Origin of the sequence: Arcobacter peruensis (assembly GCF_003711085.1) — a bacterium.
Classification (GTDB): domain Bacteria; phylum Campylobacterota; class Campylobacteria; order Campylobacterales; family Arcobacteraceae; genus Poseidonibacter; species Poseidonibacter parvus.
Genome location: NZ_CP032363.1, coordinates 2,278,921 through 2,299,597, shown reverse-complemented (window position 1 = coordinate 2,299,597; position 20,677 = coordinate 2,278,921). Strand labels below are relative to the sequence as shown.

Genomic DNA, 20,677 nt, shown 5'->3' with positions numbered 1-20,677 from the left:
AATTGTTTCTATTTTATCAAAATTTATATAAATTTATATATTATTAGAATGCTCGTTTAAATTCTGGGTAAGCTTCTAAACCACATTCTTCTACATCTAATCCTTGCATCTCTTCGTCATTATCAGCACGTAAAGGCATGATTTTATTTATTATAAATAATATAATAAAAGAAGAAGTAAATGCAAATACAGCAACTAATAAAATACCTTTTACTTGACCTAAAAGTGTAATATCACTTCCATTAGATGCAAAAATACCAACTGCTAATGTTCCCCAAATACCGTTAAGTAAGTGAACTGATAATGCACCAACAGGATCATCAATTCTAATTTTATCAAAGAATGATACACCAAATACAACAATAATACCACCAATAGCACCAACTAAAATTGGAGTATAAATATCATATAAATCAGGCCCAGCTGTAACTGCAACTAATCCACCTAAAGCACCATTTAAAATCATTGTTAAATCTAGTTTTTTATATCTAAACTGCATAAAACAAGCAACCATAATAGCACCAGCAAGTCCAGCTGTATTTGTGTTCATAATAGTTAATGCAACAGCATCAGCATTATCTTTTGATGCAATAGAACCAACAGAACCACCATTAAATCCAAACCAACCTATCCATAAAAGAAAAGCTCCTAAAGTAACTAAAGGAATATTTGAAGCTGGGATTACTCTAATTCCACCCTCTTTTGTATATCTTCCTTTTCTTGCACCTATTATTAAAATTGCTGCTAATAAAGCCCATCCACCAGTAGAGTGAATCACAGTTGAACCAGCTAAATCATACATTGATAAAGAAAGAATTGTTCCATCTAAGAAATTTGATCCCCATGTAACATTTACTACAAGTGGATATAAAACTGCTGCCATAATAACAGTAAATACTGCCAAAGGAACAACTTTTGCTCTTTCACTTACTCCACCTGACATAATATTTACAACTTTACCAACAAAAGCCATTTGGAACATAAATGCTGCCCACTTACTCATTGAGTCACTTCCAAAATCTCCAAAAGCTATTGAATAACCTATTAAAAGGAAAGCCAATGATGCAATTGCATAAATTAATGTGTTGATTGTTAATACTGCTGTTACGTTTTTAGTCCTTACAATTCCAGCCTCTAGCATTGCAAAACCTGGTACCATGAAAATAATTAATGTCATTGCAAAAATAGCATACAATGTATCAATTATATAAGAGATAGATTCCATATTCATAAATAAACCCTTTTGTTTTATTTATATTATATAGGTATAAAAAATATTTGATTAAGATTAGGTGTATAAAAAGTATACAATTTAAGAAAAAAGTATATTTTCTTAAATTGCAGTATAGTTTTTAAGAACTATAATTAGATTGCGTCAGGACCTTTTTCTTCAGTTCTGATTCTTACTACTTCATCTAAAGATGATACAAAAATCTTACCATCTCCAATTTTACCTGTTTTAGCAGAGTTAACGATTGCATCAATTGCAACATCAACCATATCTTCTTGAACTACTAAATCAATTTTGATTTTTGGTAAAAAATCTACCACGTACTCAGCCCCTCTGTATAATTCAGAGTGACCTTGTTGTCTACCATAACCTTTTACATCATATACACTCATACCAGTAATACCAGCTTCAACAAGTGCATCTTTTACATCTTCAAGTTTAAAAGGTTTAATTATTACTTCAATTTTTTTCATATTTTAATTCCTTTACCTATGCTCTTTTAAATTCTGGATATGCTTCTAAACCAGTTTCATGAATATCTAAACCATTAATTTCAGTTTCTTCATCAACTCTTAATCCAACTACCATATCTAATATTTTCCAGATAATGAATGAAGTAATAAATACAAATGCTCCAATTACAACAATACCTTTAAGTTGAGCCATAATAGTAACTTCAGGATTAAAGATACCAACAGCTAAAGTTCCCCAGATACCTGCTACTAAGTGAACAGATAAAGCACCAACAGGATCATCAATTCTTAACTTATCCCATAAAGGAACAGCAAATACAATTAAAGCACCACCAACAATACCTTCAATAAAGGCAACAGTCATTCCTAAATCAGGACCTGCAGTACAAGAAACTAAACCAGCTAATGCACCATTTAAAACCATTGTTAAATCAACTTTTTTGTATAACAGTTGAGTTAATAAAGCAGCCATAATAGCACCTGCAGCAGCTGCCATATTTGTATTAGCAACAACCATAGCAATACCATCAATATCACCTTTTGAACCAAGTGCTAATTGAGAACCACCATTAAATCCAAACCAACCCATCCATAAAATGAATGTACCTAAAGTAGCTAATGTTAAGTTTGAACCTGGAATTGGTCTAACTTGTCCATTTTTACCATATTTACCTTTTCTTGCTCCTAAAATAAGAACACCAGCTAATGCAGCCCATCCACCAACAGAGTGAACAATAGTAGACCCAGCAAAATCAGAGAAACCAGCAATTACACCACCAAGTTCTGTTCCACCCCATGTCCAGTGACCTTGGATTGGATAAATAACACCAGATAAAAGAACAACAAAAATTAAGAACGGCCATAATTTCATTCTTTCAGCAATAGTACCAGAAATAACAGACGCAGCAGTTGCAACGAACATTACTTGGAAGAAGAAATCAGCAGCAGCAGGATAAGCAGCATCTGGTGCACTTACCATATCAATTGTTGAGAAACTTCCTATAAAAGATGAACCCTCACCATACATTAAGTTGTAACCTACAAAATAATACATAATACAAGATATAGCGAATAACGCCATATTTTTTGTTAATACAGTCGCATTATTTTTTGTTCTTGTTAACCCAGCTTCTAGCATCGCAAAACCTGCAGCCATCCACATAACTAAGATTCCTGAAAACACAAACAGAAACCCATCTAATATATATTTTACATCAGCAAAATTTTCCATAAGACCCCTTTGTCAATTTTTATGAGAGTATTATAAAATATATAAAATGATAAGTAAACATACCTGCTGTATATTTATTATACATTTGATTGTATTTTTTTTAATTTATATTTTCAAATTTAAAAGAACTCCAATATATCTATCTTTTAGCTAATTGATTATAAAATAAATAAAATTCTAATATAAAGATGATGTATGTTAAAAGGTTTTAGTAAAATTAAAGATTTTAAAGAAGAAGATTTATTAAAAGAATTATTAAATCCTGTATTTAATCAAAAAAAAATAGAATCAATATATGAAGCTAGTAATATTGACTTAAATTGGCAGAATGACAAAAAAGAGACATTCCTTCACTTATGCTCAAAAGGTGGATATATTGAATCAGTTAAATGGCTAATAAATAAAAAAGTTGACATGGAAATTGTGAATGCTGAAAATGATACAGCTTTATTTTATTCACTTCATTCTAATAACTTACCCTTAGTAACTATATTAATAGAATCTGGCGCAAACGTAAATCACTTAAATATTTACAAAAGATCATTAATTCAAGAAGCCATTATTGCAAGTAACAATAGATTAGTTAACTATATAATATCAAAATCAAGTAACTTATCAAATGAAGATAAATATGGTAATAATTTAATTTTTGATGCTCTTTCAAATGGAAAAAAAGAAATTATTGAATTAGTTGCAAAATTAAGTGATGTAGATATTAATCATGTAAACAAATCAGGAAATACAGTTTTACAACAAGAAGTTGTTTTAAAAAACAATAATATTGCAATAAGTCTACTAGAATTAGGTGCAGATCCTACAATACAAGATAAAAAGGGTAAAAACTTTTTATTTTATGCACTTTCAAAAGGTTATAAAAATGTTGAGATTTTAGAAAAAGCTGTTGAGTTAGGCTGTGATATAAATTCTAGAGCTTCAGATAACACAACAATTTTAATAGAATCGATTAATCACTATTTAAATACTCCTAAAGATAATCTTGAAGAAAGAGAAAATCATCTATTAATGATAAAAGAATTAATAGCAAAAGGTGTAGATATTGAAGCACTTGATGATAAAAATGAAAGTGCATTTTTTGCAGCAACTAGAAGTGGAAATGAAAAATTAATTGAAGTATTTTTAACAAATAAAAAGATTTCAATAAATCATCAAAATATATGGGGTGAAACTGTTTTATCAATACTTATATTAAAAGGTGTAGAACATATAAAAACCATTATAAATTTTTTAAAACATAATGCAAATCCAAATATAAAAAATAAAAAAGGGAAGAACTGTATTGAAATACTAAGTGATATTATACTATTCAACCAAAATCATAAACCCTTAGATAAAGAAATTGAAAAAGAGCTAAATATTGATGGTGAATATTTAACAGTTATTACTAAAATAATAGAACATTCAAAAATTGATTTTGAACAACTAAACTCAAAAGGTAAACCTTTATTTTTTGATTCAATTTTATATTTTAATTTGAATTTATTTAAGATATTTAGAGATTCAAATATTAATATTAATCTAAGAGATAAAGAAGATCACAATATTATTTTCGAACTTATGGATTATAATAATTCTCATATAGGAAAAAAAGAAAAAAAACAGTATCTTGAAATGATGCAAAACTTAATAAATCTAGGTGTAGATGTAAATGCAAAGAACCATGAAGGATTAACTCCCTTACATAAAGCAGTTGTTGAAGATTGTGAATATACAGTAAAACTTTTACTTGAAGCAAAATCTGATTTAGAAGCAGTTGATAACAAAGGTAGAAGTGTGATTCATAATTGTATATGGAAAGACACAACAAGGTATTTTAAATTAATTCATTCTTACAACCCAGATATTATAAATATTCCTGATAAATTTGGATTAAAACCAATAAATTATGCAGCATTTATGGATAAAAAAGATTTAGTTCTTGAAATGCTTGATGAAGGAGCATTAGTAAATAACACTTACGAAAAAGATCCTAAAATTATGGCTTTTTTTGAGAAATTCCATAAAAATATAATTAATATTGAAGATAATGTAAAAAATGAAGTTGATAAAAGAAGTTTAAGATTATTAGCAAACGCTATGATTGCAGAATTCAATATAAAAGTATAAGATAACTTATATCTTATACTTTTTAGTTTATAACTTTATTCATCATCTTTTGCGAATTTTTCGTAAAGGAAACTTAAAATTGCTTCTCTACATCTAATATATTCAGGATGACTTTGAAGCTCAACTCTATTTCTAGGTCTTGGTAAATCCACTTCTAAAATTTCTCCAATAGTAGCTTCTGGACCATTTGTCATCATAATTACTTTATCACTTAATAAAACTGCTTCATCAATATCATGAGTAATAATAATTACAGTATTTTCAACGCTTTGTTGAATTCTCATTAAATGCTCTTGTAAATTTGCTCTTGTTAATGAATCAAGTGCTCCAAAAGGTTCATCCATTAGTAATACATCAGGTTTAATACTCAAAGCTCGTGCAATTCCAACTCTTTGTTTCATACCTCCTGATATTTCTCCAGGAAATTTATCTTTTGCATGATCTAAGTTTACCATTGATACAAATTTTTCAACTCTTGCTCTTAATTCTGAAGCATCAAGTTCTGGCATTACTTTTTTAACTGCTAATTCAATATTTTCATAAACTGTTAACCAAGGTAATAAAGAGTGATTTTGGAAAACAACAGCACGTTCAGGTCCTGGTCCTTTAATCTCTTTATTATTTAAAATAATATTACCTTTAGTTTGTGAATCTAATCCTGCTATCATATTAAGAAGTGTTGACTTACCACAACCACTGTGCCCAATTATTGAAATAATTTCATTCTTTGCAATATTAACATTTACATCAACAACTGCTTTATACTCTTTTCCACCAGGAAGGGGAAATGTCTTATCTATATTTTCTAATTGTAAAAATTTTTCGTTCATTTCTTTCTTCCTTACATTCTTTTTCTATAGTCAAAATAATCAGCAATTCTGCCCATAACTACATCTAAAATAAATCCAACTAAACCAACTAGAATAATTCCTATTATAATATTATGATAAGCAAGGTTATTATATTCATCCCAAATCCAGAAACCAATACCAATACCACCAGTAAGCATTTCAGCTGCAACAATTACAAGCCATGCAATACCTAAAGATAATCTCATCCCTGTAAAAATATAAGGAACAGCAACTGGTAGAATAATTTTATATACTTTCTCCATTGCAGTAAATCTTAATACTTTTGCAACATTTAAATAATCCTCACTTACATTTTTAACACCAAGAGCAGTATTTATAATAATCGGCCAGATTGATGTAATAAAAATTGTAGAAATCGCTGTTGCATTAATATCTTGAAAAATGAATAACAATAATGGCAGCCATGCTAATGGTGAAACAGGTTTAAATATTTGAATAAATGGGTCAAGTGCATATTGAACATTTTTACTCATTCCAACTAATAAACCAATAGGAATACCAACTAAAATAGCTAGTGCAAAACCTGCAAAAACTCTTTTTAATGATTCAAGTATTTGCCAAAATACTCCCATATCATCTTGATTTTCTATATAGAATGGATCAGATAAAACACCTTCTATTTCATCTCCATCAGAAGTCTCTCCTCCAAAAGCATAGACTGCTGTATCACTTGGTGTTGGAAAATCTTCTACAATTGTTGCAAGACCAGACCAAAATTGAATTATTAAAAATAATACAATAAATGGCAATATAATCTTTTTCATCAGTTCTTTGTTCATTTAATTAAACCTTTTATTTTTTTGTACTTTTAAGTACCTAGTGTAAATTAAGTACGATGTTTTTTGCTAGACACTTAAAAGACAAAGCTTTTAGCTTTATCTTTTTTATTGACTAAGTAGAGAAATCTACTTAGTTACATACTTAGGATCAGCACACCCTGCTGGTCCATAATGACACTCATATTTTGGTTGTTTAGTTTCAACAGACCATTTATTAGCTTTCATTAAAACTTCTTTTGATACTAATGAATTTTGAACTTTTACATCAAAAATATAATCAACAGCTTTATTTGGATCCCAAATTTTACCATCTAAGAATTTATTATATTCATCAACACCATCTTTTTTCCAAGCACTTGGAGGTAATTTATAATCAACTTCTGCAGCAACTTCGGCAAATAAATCTGGTCTATATACTTTTTCAATTAAAGCTTTCATATCAACTGGTTTATCAAGTTGTCCCCATCTATACATTTGAGTTACAAACCACATACCATGTGAATAGAATGGATATGCTGCATAGTTATTTGCAAATACGTTAAACATTGGGTTTGCAGAATCTACACCTTTATTATAAAGGAATGTTCCAGACATTGATTTTCTTAATACATTTTTAGGAGCTTTAACATAGTTTTTCTTAGCTAAGTAACCAATTGCCTCTTCTCTGTTTTCCCAAGATTCATCAAGCCATTTTTGAGCTTTAATAACTGCTCTCATAACTGCTTTAGTTGTTTCTGGGTTTTTCTTAACAAAATCAGCTCTTGCTTGTAAAACTTTTTCAGGATTATTATTCCAAATATCGTAGTTAGTAACTAATGCAGAACCTTTACCTTTAAGTACGATTCTTGAATTCCAAGGTTCACCAACACAGTAACCTTCAATATTTCCAGCAATTAAGTTTGATGGCATTGTTGGTGGTGGGAAAGGTTTAATTGTACAATCTTGGTCAGGTCTAATACCAGATGAAGCCATCCAATATCTTAATTCATAGTTATGCGTAGAAACTGGGTGAACCATACCAAAACTTAGTGGCTGATATTTATTCCCTTCTTTAGCTCTTTTTGCATCAATATATTTTTTTAAAGATTCAGCAGATACTGGTCTTTCAGTTTTATCTAAACCATATTCTTCCATTTTTTCAATAATATTATTACCATAAGTAATCGCATTACCATTAAAGTCTAAAGATAATAAAGCTTGTAAGTGAGCATTACCATTGATTCCTAATGTTGCAGCAATAGGCATTCCTGCTAATGCATGTGAAAAGTCATATTCTCCAGAAATTACTTTTTGTTGAATTCCTGGCCAACCACCACCTTCTTTTGCAACATGTACATCTAAACCTTCAGCTTTAAAAAAACCTTTTTCTTTAGCTATTACTAATGGAGCACAATCTGTTAAGGCAATAAACCCTATCTTTAACTTTGTTTTCTCCGGCGCAGCTAATAATGTACTTGCAACTAACGATAATCCTAAACCAACTTTTACTACTTGCTTAATCATCTTTTCCCCTTTAATTTTTTATATTAATTTTTAAGATAGGAAAATTCTAACAGAAATTTTTAATGATTATACAAAGTAGATGTTTATTATTTATACATTTTAACTTAAATTTACATAATAGAAATCTATTTAAGAAAGTTTTATAGTAAAACTTCTTGATAAGTCTTTTTATAGTCTTAAAATTACATAAAAAGTATATTTATTGACTTTTATATCCTTTCTAATGTATTTGTTGTGACATTAATTTCTTTACAATAAAAAGTTTGAGGGTATTGAGTGTTAATTTTATATTCATCTAAAACCAACAAATTACTATTCTTTGTAATAGCACTGCAAAGAGACCAAGGTTCATGACTGATATTAGCTTTAAAACTAATTCCTAAGTATTTATTTACAAAAAAATATCTATTTGTACTCCAATTTGCAAAGGTATTGGCTTCAGGTATTTTTGATTTAGAAACTATTTCATATTCTGTTTTAAATTGTAATTTTGAATTTCTATAAGAAGATACAATATTTTGAATACTATTATATTTACTTATTCTATATGGTAAGCCATATAAAATCCTTGCACCTAAAACTGATATTAAACTGTCTACATCTAAACTTAGAAATAAAACTCCTGGTTTATTATCGTGTACAATATATGTTCTTACATTTAATTCATTATATTTCTTAAACCAAATAATATTTCCCGTTGACTTATGTTTTACATCATTCATAGTCATTGAAACTAAACCTAAATAATATTTACCATCAAAACTATCAAACTTACAGTTTTTTGGAAGATATGATTTAAAAGCATCTATATCTGAAATTTCAAAATGTTGAAATAATAAATCTTTCCAAGTTTGTTTCCATCCTTTTTCCATAAATATCCTTTTTGTGATTTATATAATTTTAATCAAAAAAGAATAAGTTTGGTAGCCAATTTTTGTCTTTTAATCGCAAGAAGAATAAAACTTAATTTTACATTAATATTTTTTCCATAATTTGCAATTGTTTACTAAATATACAATATTACTTAGTAATAAAGTAATAATTCATATAGAATAAACTTATAATTACATTAAAGGGAATAAAATGGCAGGATTAAAAGATTTAAAAGGTAAAGGGCACGCACCAACATTGTTTATGGCCTTCCTTTACTTTGATATGAGTTTCATGGTTTGGACAATGTTAGGACCTCTTAGTACAGAGATAAGTGAAGCTCTAGCTTTAGGTGGTCATATTATGACAGCAGGAGAAAAAGCTACACTACTTTCTCTTCCAATTCTTTCAGGAGCAATACTTAGAATTGTACTTGGTTTTGGAGTTGACAAGATTGGTGCTAAATTAACAGCGCTTATTTCACAATCAATTGTTATTGCTGCACTTTTAACAGCATTTTTACAAGGTGATAATATCACATATAACCAATTATTAATTGTTGCACTTGGTCTTGGTTTTGCTGGAGCTTCTTTTGCAGTTGCACTTCCTCAAGCTGGTCAATGGTATCCACCAAAACTTCAAGGTGTTGTTTTAGGTATTGCAGGTGCTGGTAATATTGGTGTTGTTATTGATTTCTTATTTGCTCCTAAAATTGCTGAAATTTGGGGATGGGATGCTGTATTTGGTGTTGGTGCATTTATGGCTATTATTGTATTAGTTGCTTATTTCTTCCTAGCACAAGATGCTCCAGAAGAAGTATATAAAAAGAACCCAAAGAAGTTAAAAGATTATGTTAAACTTTTAAAAGATAAAGATACTTGGTGGTTCTGTTTATTCTATGCTGTTTCATTCGGTGGTTTCGTTGGATTCGCAGGATATATGAAAGTTTATTTAATGAATACATATCAAATAGATATGGCAGCATTTGGTATTGATGTACTAGATGAAGGAAATGTAAAAGTTATTGCTGGATACTTTGGTGCTTTATGTATCTTTGCAGGTGCTATTTTAAGACCAGTTGGTGGAGCGGTTGCTGATAAAATTGGTGGTGTTAAATCATTATATTTCTTCTATGGTGTTGTTGCGTTATTAGCAATTATAAATGCTACTATCGAATTACCATTCGCTGTTGCAATTTTTGTATTATTCTTAATCATGGCAAATCTTGGTATGGCAAATGGCGCTGTGTTCCAACTTGTACCTCAAAGATTTGGTAAAGATATTGGTATTATGACTGGTATTGTAGGATGTGCTGGTGGACTTGGTGGTACTGCTTTAATTCAAACACTTGGTTGGTCAAAAGGTGCGTTTGATGGATATACAGCTGGATTCTTAATATTTGCAGTTGTTGTATTTGTAGCAATCTCAGGAATCTCACTTGTTAAAACAAGATGGAGAACTACTTGGGGTGTAAGCGCAGGTGGTAGAATATAAAAAGAGCTTAGGCTCTTTTTATATTTAGATTAAAGCTTTAAAACATAAGCTTTAATTTAAGTATAAAAAAGGTGATAAATTGAGTAAAGCAACTATTTCAACTTCAGGTTTTTCATTAGCAAAAAGACAAGAACTAACAGGTGATGATTATTATGAAATTAAACAATTTAACGATTTAACAATTGCTGTTGTTTGTGATGGTGTTGGTTCAGCTGAAGAAGGAGCCCTTGCTGCTAAAAAAGTTACAAATCATTTAATCACAAATTTTAAAAATATTCCAATAGCTTGGAGTATTGAAAAAGCTATCAAAACTTTTATTTCATCAATTAATTCAATTTTATATGCACAATCAATTAAAGATTACGAAAGACCAGAACTAGTAACTACAGTTACTATTTGTGTGATTAAAGGTAATAGATTATATGCTGCAAATGTGGGTGATAGTAGAATTTACTTATATAGAAATAAGGAATTAACTCAACTCTCACATGACCATAATGAAGAAGGAATGGATAGTGTTTTAACAGATGCCATTGGAATAGATAAAGATGTAGAAATATTCTATTTTGAAAATAATATTCATAAAGATGATAAAATTTTAATGTGTAGTGATGGCTTGTACTCTTTAATGAGTGAAAATATGCTCACAAAACATCTTGTAAATGGTGCTTATCATATTGTAAAGAAAGCCAGTTCTCTTGTAGAAGAGAATCTTCCAGATGATACAACAGCAGTTATTTTAGAAATCAATGAAATTGATCAAGTACAAAAATATAAAGACTTACCTCTTGATATTCCTGAAAAACTGCAAAAAGGTGATATTTTTGATGGCTATAAACTTACACTTTCATTAATCCAAAATGACAGAACTTGGGTTTGTGAAAAAAATTCTAAAGAGTATGTAATTAAATTTGCACCTTATGAAGCTTTGGAGAATGAAGAAATTCTAGATTTATACACAAAAGAAGTTTGGAATGCAAAAAGATTGAAAGCAGGATTTTTTCCAAAATCAGTAGTACCAAAACAAAGATCAGCTAGATACTATATTATGACAAAACTAGAAGGTATTACTTTAAAACAGTATTTAAAAAAACGAACTTTATCTATTGATGAATCTATTACACTTACAAAAACATTGTTGTCAATGAGCCAATATTTACTAAAATTCAATCTTGTTCATGGAGATATAAAACCTGAAAATATAATAGTAATGCAAAGAGATGGGAAAAGGATATTTAAAGTAATTGATTTTGGTTCAATAACAGAGATATTTTCAATAACAAATAAAGCAGGAACACCTTCATATCTTGCACCTGAGAGATTTCAAGAGTCTTCTATAAATGAGCAAACAGAGCTTTATTCAATTGGAGTTACTTTATATGAAGCCTTAACAGGTGAATTTCCTTATGGAGAAATAGAACCTTTTCAAAATCCAAGTTTTAAAAATATAAAGTTTCCACAAAAATATAATAGTAATATTCCTCTTTGGCTAGAAAGTATTATATTAAGAGCAACTTGTGTTGATCAAGAACTTAGATATTCAAATTATTCACTAATGAAATTTGAACTTGATAATCCAGAAAAAGTACAAGCTTTTTTCAATAAGAACACTCCCTTATTAAAAAGAAATCCATTACTAGTTTACAAAGTTTTATTTGGAATATCTTTATTACTTAATTTCTATTTATTTATTAGATTTTTTTAACAACTGTTTATTTTTTATATAGGCTATTCTTAACTTTACATAAATATAGTGTATAATTTCTTCTATATTAAAGAATGTAAAGCTTAAGGTAAGTAAAAATGGTAAAATCTGTATGTGGATATTGTGGTGTTGGATGTGGAATTGAATTTGAAGAAGATAAACTTCTTGGAGATTTAGCCTATCCTGTAAACGAAGGTAAACTTTGCTCAAAAGGAATATCAGAACTAATTAGTATTCAAACTCCTTCAAGATTATTACGTCCACATCAAAGAAAAAATATCAATGATGAATATAAAGTTGTTTCATGGGATGAAACAATAAGTACAATTGCTGAAAAAATTAAAAGCACTTCGAAAGAAAAAATCGGAATTTATTTATCAGGACAATTATTAACTGAAGATTATTATATTGCTAATAAACTAGGAAAAGGTTTTATAGGAACTAATAATGTAGATACAAATAGTAGAACTTGTATGTCAAGTGCAGTAAGTGCACATAAAAAAGCTTTTGGAATTGATTATGTTCCTGTTCGAATGGAAGATGTTCATCATGCAGATTTATTAATACTTGCAGGTGCAAATACTGCTGAAGCTCATGTTGTTTTTCATAATAGAATAAAAAGAGCAAAAAAAGCAGGATTAAAAATCGTTGTTATTGATCCTAGATTTACAGATACTGCTAAAATTGCAGACCTTCATCTTCCTTTAAAACCAAATAGCGATATTGATTTTTTTAATCTTGTTTCAAAAAGAATTATAGATGAAAATCTTGTGGATGAGGAATTTGTTCTATCTCATGTAAATAATTATGAACTTTTAAAAAATAAATTCAAAAGAATTCCAACAACAAAAATGCTAAAAAGAACAGGCTTGACAAAAGAGCAATTTGAGCAGTTTTGGACTTTATATAAAAATTCACCAAATATTATAAGTGCTTGGACAATGGGATTAAATCAATCATCACAAGGTGTTGATAAAAATTTAGCTTTAATAAATACTCATTTATTAAGTGGGAAAATATTTACAAAAGGAAATGGTCCATTTTCACTAACAGGTCAACCAAATGCAATGGGTGGTAGAGAAGTTGGTGGTTTATCAACTATGCTTGCTGTTCATTTAGGTTTTGATAAAGAAGCTATTAAAAAAGTATCTCAATTTTGGAATACAAAAAACATTGATACAAAACCAGGTCTTACAGCTACACAGATGATGGAAGCAAAACTTGATGTATTAATTATTTGTCATACTGACCCTATTTATCATTTGCCAAATAGAAATAAAATGGAAAAGCTTATCAAAGAAATTCCACTAGTTGTAGAAATCAATGCTTATGAAAACTCTGAAACTGCACAGTTTGCACATATAAGACTTCCTGCTGCTCCTTGGGGTGAGAAGGAAGGTACTCAAACTAATCTAGATAGAACAATAACAAAACAAGAAAAATTAACTCGTACATCAATTGATTGTAAACCAGATTGGGAGATTTTCCAATTAATAGCTCAACAACTAGGTTTTAAAAATGCGTTTAATTTTAAAAACCCTCAAGAAATATTTGAAGAGTATCAAGAGATGACAAAATTAAATCCTCATTTAAATATGTATGATATATCATATAAAGATGTTGGGAACAAGCCATTTATTTGGGGAGAAGATATTAGAAAAAATAAAAAGTTTTTTACAAAAGACAAAAAAGCAAATCTACATTTTGTAGAAAATAAATTGTTATCTGAAAAAGCCAATTTAAAATATCCCTTTATTTTATTAACAGGAAGAACAAGGGACCAATGGCACAGTGGTACTAAAACAAATCTGCCTAAAACTCTTTTAAAATTTAAAGATTTAGATTTTTGTGAAATACATCCAAAAAATGCAAAAGCTTTAAATATAAAAGATGACGATGTTATAAAAATATCTTCAATTAGAGGTGAAATAATTTCAAAAGTACTAATAAGTGACAAAATTAGAATTGATACTATTTTTGTTCCTGTTAGTAATAGAGAAATTAATTACTTAACCAATGATTTATATGATAAAGAATCTTTACAACCAGATTACAATCACTCAGCAGTAAAAATAGAAAAAGTATAACTTCTAAACTTAATTTTACATTAATTAAATAAAATTTATCTAGTTAATGTAAAATTGTCTATTTTTTATATAGTCTAACTTTAATTTTACATAAAATAAAGGCTAAAATCATAACAATAAATATACTTTGGAGTTATGACAATGCAAGTTTTACAAGAAGCACACAATTTAAGAAATAAAAAAATCAATAAAATTGAAAAAATGAAATCAGAACAAGATCCTATGGAGTTTATAAAAACTTTTGAAGATTTTTGTAAAGGTTCTTATGAAGAAACGGTAAATGATTCTCATACAAAACACTTCTTAAAATGTCTTGGATTATATGACAAAGGAACTAGCGAAACATTTGTAATCAGAATTAGGATTCCTGGTGGACAATTAAGCGTTGAGCAGGCTTTAAAACTAGCCCAATGTTCAAAGAAATATGGAAATGACTATATAGATATTACAACTAGAGGACAAGTTGAATTTAGATATTTAAAATTCAATGAATTACCTTTATTATTAAAAGACTTATCAACAGTTGGAATTTCTGCAATTCAATGTGCTGGTGATAACTTTAGAGGTGTTGTAACTTCACCTTTTGATTCTTATTCTAAAACATCTCCAATTGAAACTATGCCACTACTTAAAGAAATTCAATCAGTATTCTTAGAGCAAGAAGCTTGGATGGGAACACTTCCACGAAAATTTAATATTGCAATTTTAGGTGATAGTATAAATACTTGTAATATTTTTGGAAATGACTGTGCTTTTGCATTAGCATCAAAAAATGGAGAAATTGGATTTAACTTATATCTTGGTGGTAAAGTTGGTGTTCAAGCAAGAGACTTGAATCTTTTTGTCAAAGATCACCAAGTAAAAGAAGTATTTGCAGCTGTGATTTCTTTATATAAAGAGTATGGTTTCAGAGATAATAGAAATAAAAATAGATTAACTTTTCTTTTAGATGCAGTTAGTTTAGAAGAGTTTGCAAAAGCAATTAAAGAGCATTCAAAACTAGAACTTCCACAAGCTGGAGAGTTATTAGTAAAAGATGAATTTACTCTTGATGATTCCTCTACAATTGAACTTAAAGATGGGAAAAGCGCTATTCACTTTGGTATTCCTTCTGGAATATTTTGTGGAAGTGATCTAGAACAAGCTGCTTTATTAGCACAAAAACACGATGGTGTAGTTAGATTAACATATGAGCAAAGTTTTTATATAATAACTAATACTTCAAGTATTGAAGATATTAAACAATCATCACTTTATAAAAAATATGACTCATACCACAATATATACTTTAATAATCAAATCGCATGTGCTGGAAATAAAGAGTGTTCTTTTGGTGTAATTCCTGGAAAACCTGATGCTATTAATATGGCTGAATATTTAAACAAAAATGTTCCAATTGAAGATGGGAAAGTAAGAATGTACTGGTCAGCATGTCCAAAAGGCTGTGGAATTCATGGTGTTGCGGATATTGGTTTTGAAGGTGCAAAAGCAAAAGATGAAGAAGGAAATTCATGTTATGGTGTTAAAATCTTCCTAGGAGGAAAGGCAGCATCTTCTATTTTAGAAGCTAGACAATTAACTAAAGCTGTTTCAATTCCTAAAGCACAAGAATTAACTGCAAAACTTTTAAATATTTATAAAGAAGAAAAGAATGAGAATGAAACATTCGAAAGTTTTGATACAAGAGTTTTATCAAGTTTAGCAATTGAAGAAATTCAAACAAGAATTGGTCTGTAATCATGAGTAGCAATGAAACAACTCCACTAGAGGACTTTATAAACTATAAAGCTGATACTAATATGCAATGTGGAAATTATAGTATTGATATTCCTAAGCCAAAAGAAGGAGAACAATATAGATTCCATTTTGATGCAACTGCATGTGTTGGTTGTCATTGTTGTGAAGTTGCATGTAATGAACAAAACAATAATCCAGCAGATATTAAATGGAGAAGAGTTGGTGAAACACAAAGTGGAATTTTCCCAAATGTTACAAATCACTTTAATTCGATGTCTTGTAATCACTGTGTAGACCCAGAATGTCTAAAAGGATGTCCAACAGAATCATATATAAAATTTGATAATGGTATTGTTTTTCATGATGATGATACATGTATTGGTTGTCAATACTGTACATGGAATTGTCCTTATGAAGTTCCTGTGTTTAATGAAGATAGAGGAATAGTAACAAAATGTCATATGTGTCATGATAAATTAGATGTAGGTCAAACACCTGCATGTGTGCAAGCTTGTCCTGCAGGAGCAATTGCAATTGAAGTTGTAAATGTAAAAGATTGGTTAGAAGAAGATATGGCAAAAGAGGGAATTGCACCTCATTTACCAAATATTGAGATAACAAAACCAACAACTAGATACACAATAGATGAAAAAGAAAATCAAGAAAAAGTAATACCAGCAGATGATCATATAATAAAACCAAACCATTCAGAATGGCCTTTAGTATTTATGACTATTTTAACTCAAATATCTGTTGGTGGTTTTGCTACTTTAGTTTTAGGTGAGCTTATAAGTTTACTAGGATTCAATCTTGCAAGTCCTAGTATATGGATGATGATTGCTGTATTTATTCCAGCAGCAATTGGTCTTCCTCTATCAGCGCTTCACTTAGGTCGTCCAGGACTTGCTTTAACAGCTATGAAAAATATAAAAACATCATGGCTTAGTAGAGAAGCTTTAGCTCTAGGAGTTTATGCAGGCGGATTAACATTACTTATAGGGATATTCTTTTTTGAATTCAATCAAGTTTTTAAACTAATTGTAGAACTTGGCGTTTTAGCTGCTGGTGTATATAGTATTTATGCACAATCTATGATTTATAGAATTAAAGCACGTCCATCTTGGAACAAAATTGAGACAACTAAGATTTTCTTCTATGTTTCTTATATTGGATTGCTATTAATTACACTAATTTTAGTACTTCAAGAACAGTTTACAACAGCTGGTGTAATATTACCATTTGCACTATTTCTTGGATATTTTCAATATGAAGAGTTTTCTAAACAAAAGAATTTTTATAAAGATTTAAATGAGCAAAAAGAAGAGAACTTCTATCAATTAAATAAAACAAAAATACTTTATGAAAAAAACTTTGTAAAACATAATGAATATAGAGAAAGATCTTTAGGTCTTGGAGCTTTAGTTTTACCACTATTAGCAATACTTTTACTTGCTAGTGGTAATTATTCTAGTACAGTTTTAGTATTAGGTTTATCTATTATTATTTCATTTTCAAGTGAAGTTGTATCTAGATTATTATTTTATAAAACAGCAGTAGCACTTGGTCTAGCTGGTAATTTCTTCGCTGGAAATCAAAGGACATAATATGATAAATAAAATTAAAGACTTTTTAGGTGTAGATATTAAAAATGATAAATACGCACTTGTTGATGATAAAGTATTTGGAAAAGTAGCAAAGCAAAAAGCTCCTACATCTTGGGTACGAAGTACATGTGGATATTGTGGAGTTGGTTGTGGTTTATATATTGGTGTTAAAGATGGAAAACCAACATACACAAAAGGTGATCCAGCGCATCCTGTTAATAAAGGAACACTTTGTCCAAAAGGTTTAAGTGAACATGAAATGGTGCAAAGCGAAAACCGATATACAAAACCAATGCTTCGTAAAAATGGACAATTACTTGAGTCTACTTGGGATGAAGTGTTTAAAACTACAAGTGATAAGTTTAAAGATATTCAAAAAAACCACGGAAATGGAGCTGTTGCTGTTGTATCAACAGGACAGCTTTTAACCGAAGAATTCTATACACTTGGTAAATTTGTACAAATGGGACTTAAAACAAATAACTATGATGGAAATACAACACTTTGTATGGCAAGTGCAGTTATGGGATATAAGCAAACATTTGGAAGTGATGGACCTGTTGGATGTTATGAAGATTTCTCATATGCTGATACTATTATGTTAATTGGTGCAAATATCGCAGATAACCACCCTATTTTAAAACTACATATTGCAAAAAATAAAAAGATTACAGGTAAAAAACCAAAAATTATCGTAATTGATCCAAGATTTTCAAAAACTGCAAAAATGGCAGATATGTTTGTACCTATAAAACCAAGATCAGACTTAGCACTAATGAATGGACTTTGTCATATTATTTTAGAGCAAGGCTGGGAAAACGAAAAGTTTATAAATGAGAGAACAACTGGATATAAAGAGTTTAGAAAACATATCATGGCCAATTATTCTCCTGCTGAAGTAGCAATTACAACAGGTATTGATGTAAAAGATTTATACGAACTTGCACGTGTTTATGCAAAATCAAGTGCGGCTATGAGTGCTTGGACAATGGGTGTTAATCAAAGCTCACTAGGAACTGATACGGTAAGTGCTATTTGTAATCTTGCACTAATTACAGGAAATCTTGGAAGAAAGGGTGCAACAGCACTTTCAATTACAGGACAATGTAATGCAATGGGTACAAGAGAAACTGGATTTACGTCATCAATTCCAGGATATAGAAACTTTGCAAGCTCTTATGATAGAGAAGAGTATGCAACAATTGCAAATGTTCCAGTAGAAGATGTTCCAACTGCAAGGGGTTATTCATATCCACAAATTATTGATGCAATTGAAACAGGTGAAATAAAAGCCTTATGGTTAGTAGCAACTAATCCACTTGTATCCTTTCCAGATCAAAAAAAGCTAAGACGAGCACTTAATAAACTTGACCTTCTTGTTGTTCAAGATGCCTTTAAAAGTGAAACAGCATTTAAAGCTGATGTAGTTTTTTCTGCGAGTACTTGGAGTGAAAAAGAAGGAACTTATACAAATAGTGAGCGACGTTGTAACAGAGCTAGAAAAGCAGTTGAACCACTAGGTGAGACTAAAAGTGATTTTGATATTGTATTAGAATTTTCAAAATACTTTGAAGGTGTAAATGAAAGTTTATTTCCTAAATGGGAAAAACCAATTGATGCTTTTAATGAATGGAAAAAATTAAGTGAAGGAAGACTTTGTGATTATTCAGGAATGACTTATGAGTTAATAGAAGAATTAGGTGGAGTTCAATGGCCATGTAATGAAGCTAATCCAAATGGAACGCCTAGACTTTATAGTGAGGATATGCCTTGTCGAACTGAAGATGGAAAAGCAAAACTATTAAGTGTTGATTGGCTTCCAATGAGCGAGCCTCAAAATAGTTCTTTCCCACTTATATTAAATACAGGTCGTACAGTTGAGCAATGGCATACAAGAACTAAAACTAAAACTATCTCAATACTAAATGATTTAGCACCAGAAGCGTGGATTGAAATCAATCCAGAGGATGCAAAAAAACTTGAAGTTAAAAGTGGTGATAGATTAGATATTTCTTCAATTAGAGGAAAAATCAAAGATATCATAGTAAGAGAATCTCAAAATGTAAGAGAAGGAAATATCTTTGTACCTTTTCATTATAATGAGCAACTTATTAACACAATTACAAAAGCAGAGTTTGACCCAAAATCTTTTGAACCAAACTATAAGCAATGTGCTGTTCAACTTCATAGTATTAAAGTTCCTAATGGAATTACATTTAAAGAAGAAGAAATAGCAGGTGCTTTAGAGCATATTGTTATAAAAAATGAACAAAGCTATAATACTACAAAACAAGCTAGCTATACAAAGTAATTTATAAAATGAGGGAACATTCCCTTATTTTATTTTTATTCTTTAACTCAAATAACACACTTCATTAATATACCATTAATATAAGATTCATAAACGATTAAAACCTCTACGTCATACTTTCAGGGTAACAAATAATAAAACATATAAAAGGATTTAAAAATGAAAACAAAATTATTAGTAGCAACAGCTTTAACAGCAGTATTAAGTACAGGTCTTTTTGCATATGCAGATAAAGATAACAAAGGTATGATGAAAAAAGGACATTCTTCTTGTGGAAAACATATGAAAAAATCTCATATGAAAGGTCAAAAAGGACCTATGTCATTATTAAGACAGTTGAATTTAACTCAAGATCAGAAAAAACAAATTAGAACAATCAAACAAGATTTAATGAAAAAAAGAGTTACTCCAACTGTAGCTTTTACAAGTACTTCATTTGATAAAGCAAAATTTATTGAAATTATGAAACAAAAAAGAGACAATAAAATCGAATTAAAAGCTGAAATGATGGATAGAGTTTACAATGTTTTAACATCTAAACAAAAAGAACAATTTAAAGTTTTAATGGATTTAAAAGCTGAAAAAAGAATGGCAATGATGGAAAAAAGAATGAATAATAAAGGTCAAGGTCAAGGTCAAAAATAATCTCTACTAAA

General features: G+C 29.5%; 15 protein-coding genes. 8 read left to right on the top strand and 7 right to left on the bottom strand.

The window, feature by feature from the left end:
• Positions 1–43: 43 nt before the first annotated feature.
• From D3Z07_RS11350 to amt, 3 genes are all read right to left on the bottom strand, one after another.
• Complete coding sequence (locus D3Z07_RS11350; RefSeq protein WP_083657261.1) at positions 44–1,231, bottom strand: ammonium transporter; 1,188 nt, start codon at positions 1,229–1,231, stop codon at positions 44–46.
• Positions 1,232–1,365: 134 nt separating this feature from the next.
• Positions 1,366–1,704, bottom strand: a complete 339-nt coding sequence (locus D3Z07_RS11345) for a P-II family nitrogen regulator (RefSeq protein WP_122893925.1) — start codon at positions 1,702–1,704, stop codon at positions 1,366–1,368.
• A gap of 16 nt (positions 1,705–1,720) precedes the next feature.
• Complete coding sequence (gene amt / locus D3Z07_RS11340; RefSeq protein ID WP_122893924.1) at positions 1,721–2,935, bottom strand: ammonium transporter; 1,215 nt, start codon at positions 2,933–2,935, stop codon at positions 1,721–1,723.
• 195 nt (positions 2,936–3,130) lie between these two features.
• Between amt and D3Z07_RS11335 the strand changes: the two genes are divergently transcribed.
• Complete coding sequence (locus D3Z07_RS11335) at positions 3,131–5,059, top strand: ankyrin repeat domain-containing protein (protein ID WP_122893923.1); 1,929 nt, start codon at positions 3,131–3,133, stop codon at positions 5,057–5,059.
• Positions 5,060–5,094: 35 nt separating this feature from the next.
• Here D3Z07_RS11335 and D3Z07_RS11330 read toward each other — a convergent pair whose 3' ends face one another.
• From D3Z07_RS11330 to D3Z07_RS11315, 4 genes are all read right to left on the bottom strand, one after another.
• Entirely contained in the window at positions 5,095–5,889 is a 795-nt protein-coding gene (locus tag D3Z07_RS11330) for an ABC transporter ATP-binding protein (protein WP_076088661.1), read from the bottom strand.
• A gap of 11 nt (positions 5,890–5,900) precedes the next feature.
• Complete coding sequence (gene ntrB, locus D3Z07_RS11325) at positions 5,901–6,710, bottom strand: nitrate ABC transporter permease (protein ID WP_076088663.1); 810 nt, start codon at positions 6,708–6,710, stop codon at positions 5,901–5,903.
• A gap of 126 nt (positions 6,711–6,836) precedes the next feature.
• Positions 6,837–8,213: a CmpA/NrtA family ABC transporter substrate-binding protein gene (locus D3Z07_RS11320; RefSeq protein WP_076088665.1), complete on the bottom strand. Its 1,377-nt coding sequence runs from the start codon at positions 8,211–8,213 to the stop codon at positions 6,837–6,839.
• A 209-nt stretch (positions 8,214–8,422) separates the two neighbouring features.
• Positions 8,423–9,085 carry a DUF2071 domain-containing protein gene (locus D3Z07_RS11315; RefSeq protein ID WP_122893922.1) on the bottom strand — a complete coding sequence of 221 codons (663 nt, stop codon included), beginning with the start codon at positions 9,083–9,085 and terminating at the stop codon, positions 8,423–8,425.
• Between the two features lie 211 nt (positions 9,086–9,296).
• Here D3Z07_RS11315 and D3Z07_RS11310 point away from each other — a divergent pair, with 211 nt between their 5' ends.
• The 7 genes from D3Z07_RS11310 to D3Z07_RS11280 all read left to right on the top strand — a co-directional run bounded on the left by D3Z07_RS11310 (position 9,297) and on the right by D3Z07_RS11280 (position 20,666).
• Positions 9,297–10,577: an MFS transporter gene (locus D3Z07_RS11310; protein WP_076088669.1), complete on the top strand. Its 1,281-nt coding sequence runs from the start codon at positions 9,297–9,299 to the stop codon at positions 10,575–10,577.
• 79 nt (positions 10,578–10,656) lie between these two features.
• On the top strand, positions 10,657–12,282 hold the full coding sequence (locus D3Z07_RS11305; RefSeq protein WP_122893921.1) for a protein kinase domain-containing protein: 1,626 nt from the start codon (positions 10,657–10,659) through the stop codon (positions 12,280–12,282).
• Between the two features lie 98 nt (positions 12,283–12,380).
• Positions 12,381–14,369 (top strand): molybdopterin oxidoreductase family protein, encoded by a 1,989-nt coding sequence (locus D3Z07_RS11300; protein ID WP_076088673.1) that lies wholly within the window; start codon positions 12,381–12,383, stop codon positions 14,367–14,369.
• Between the two features lie 141 nt (positions 14,370–14,510).
• Positions 14,511–16,106 (top strand): ferredoxin--nitrite reductase, encoded by a 1,596-nt coding sequence (locus D3Z07_RS11295; protein WP_164707227.1) that lies wholly within the window; start codon positions 14,511–14,513, stop codon positions 16,104–16,106.
• A gap of 2 nt (positions 16,107–16,108) precedes the next feature.
• Positions 16,109–17,710, top strand: coding sequence for a DmsC/YnfH family molybdoenzyme membrane anchor subunit (locus D3Z07_RS11290; RefSeq protein WP_122893920.1), 1,602 nt, complete (start codon positions 16,109–16,111; stop codon positions 17,708–17,710).
• A gap of 1 nt (position 17,711) precedes the next feature.
• A complete protein-coding gene (locus D3Z07_RS11285; RefSeq protein ID WP_076088678.1) occupies positions 17,712–20,021 on the top strand; it encodes a molybdopterin oxidoreductase family protein in 2,310 nt (769 codons plus the stop codon).
• Between the two features lie 159 nt (positions 20,022–20,180).
• Positions 20,181–20,666 (top strand): Spy/CpxP family protein refolding chaperone, encoded by a 486-nt coding sequence (locus D3Z07_RS11280; protein ID WP_122893919.1) that lies wholly within the window; start codon positions 20,181–20,183, stop codon positions 20,664–20,666.
• Positions 20,667–20,677 lie beyond the last annotated feature (11 nt).

Excerpts from the sequence above, each read along its gene's own strand:
- D3Z07_RS11350 (WP_083657261.1), bottom strand. The coding sequence starts at position 1,231 with ATGAATATGGAATCTATCTCTTATATAATTGATACATTGTATGCTATT.
- D3Z07_RS11345 (WP_122893925.1), bottom strand. The coding sequence starts at position 1,704 with ATGAAAAAAATTGAAGTAATAATTAAACCTTTTAAACTTGAAGATGTA.
- amt (WP_122893924.1), bottom strand. The coding sequence starts at position 2,935 with ATGGAAAATTTTGCTGATGTAAAATATATATTAGATGGGTTTCTGTTT.
- D3Z07_RS11335 (WP_122893923.1), top strand. The coding sequence starts at position 3,131 with ATGTTAAAAGGTTTTAGTAAAATTAAAGATTTTAAAGAAGAAGATTTA.
- D3Z07_RS11330 (WP_076088661.1), bottom strand. The coding sequence starts at position 5,889 with ATGAACGAAAAATTTTTACAATTAGAAAATATAGATAAGACATTTCCC.
- ntrB (WP_076088663.1), bottom strand. The coding sequence starts at position 6,710 with ATGAACAAAGAACTGATGAAAAAGATTATATTGCCATTTATTGTATTA.
- D3Z07_RS11320 (WP_076088665.1), bottom strand. The coding sequence starts at position 8,213 with ATGATTAAGCAAGTAGTAAAAGTTGGTTTAGGATTATCGTTAGTTGCA.
- D3Z07_RS11315 (WP_122893922.1), bottom strand. The coding sequence starts at position 9,085 with ATGGAAAAAGGATGGAAACAAACTTGGAAAGATTTATTATTTCAACAT.
- D3Z07_RS11310 (WP_076088669.1), top strand. The coding sequence starts at position 9,297 with ATGGCAGGATTAAAAGATTTAAAAGGTAAAGGGCACGCACCAACATTG.
- D3Z07_RS11300 (WP_076088673.1), top strand. The coding sequence starts at position 12,381 with ATGGTAAAATCTGTATGTGGATATTGTGGTGTTGGATGTGGAATTGAA.
- D3Z07_RS11295 (WP_164707227.1), top strand. The coding sequence starts at position 14,511 with ATGCAAGTTTTACAAGAAGCACACAATTTAAGAAATAAAAAAATCAAT.
- D3Z07_RS11290 (WP_122893920.1), top strand. The coding sequence starts at position 16,109 with ATGAGTAGCAATGAAACAACTCCACTAGAGGACTTTATAAACTATAAA.
- D3Z07_RS11285 (WP_076088678.1), top strand. The coding sequence starts at position 17,712 with ATGATAAATAAAATTAAAGACTTTTTAGGTGTAGATATTAAAAATGAT.
- D3Z07_RS11280 (WP_122893919.1), top strand. The coding sequence starts at position 20,181 with ATGAAAACAAAATTATTAGTAGCAACAGCTTTAACAGCAGTATTAAGT.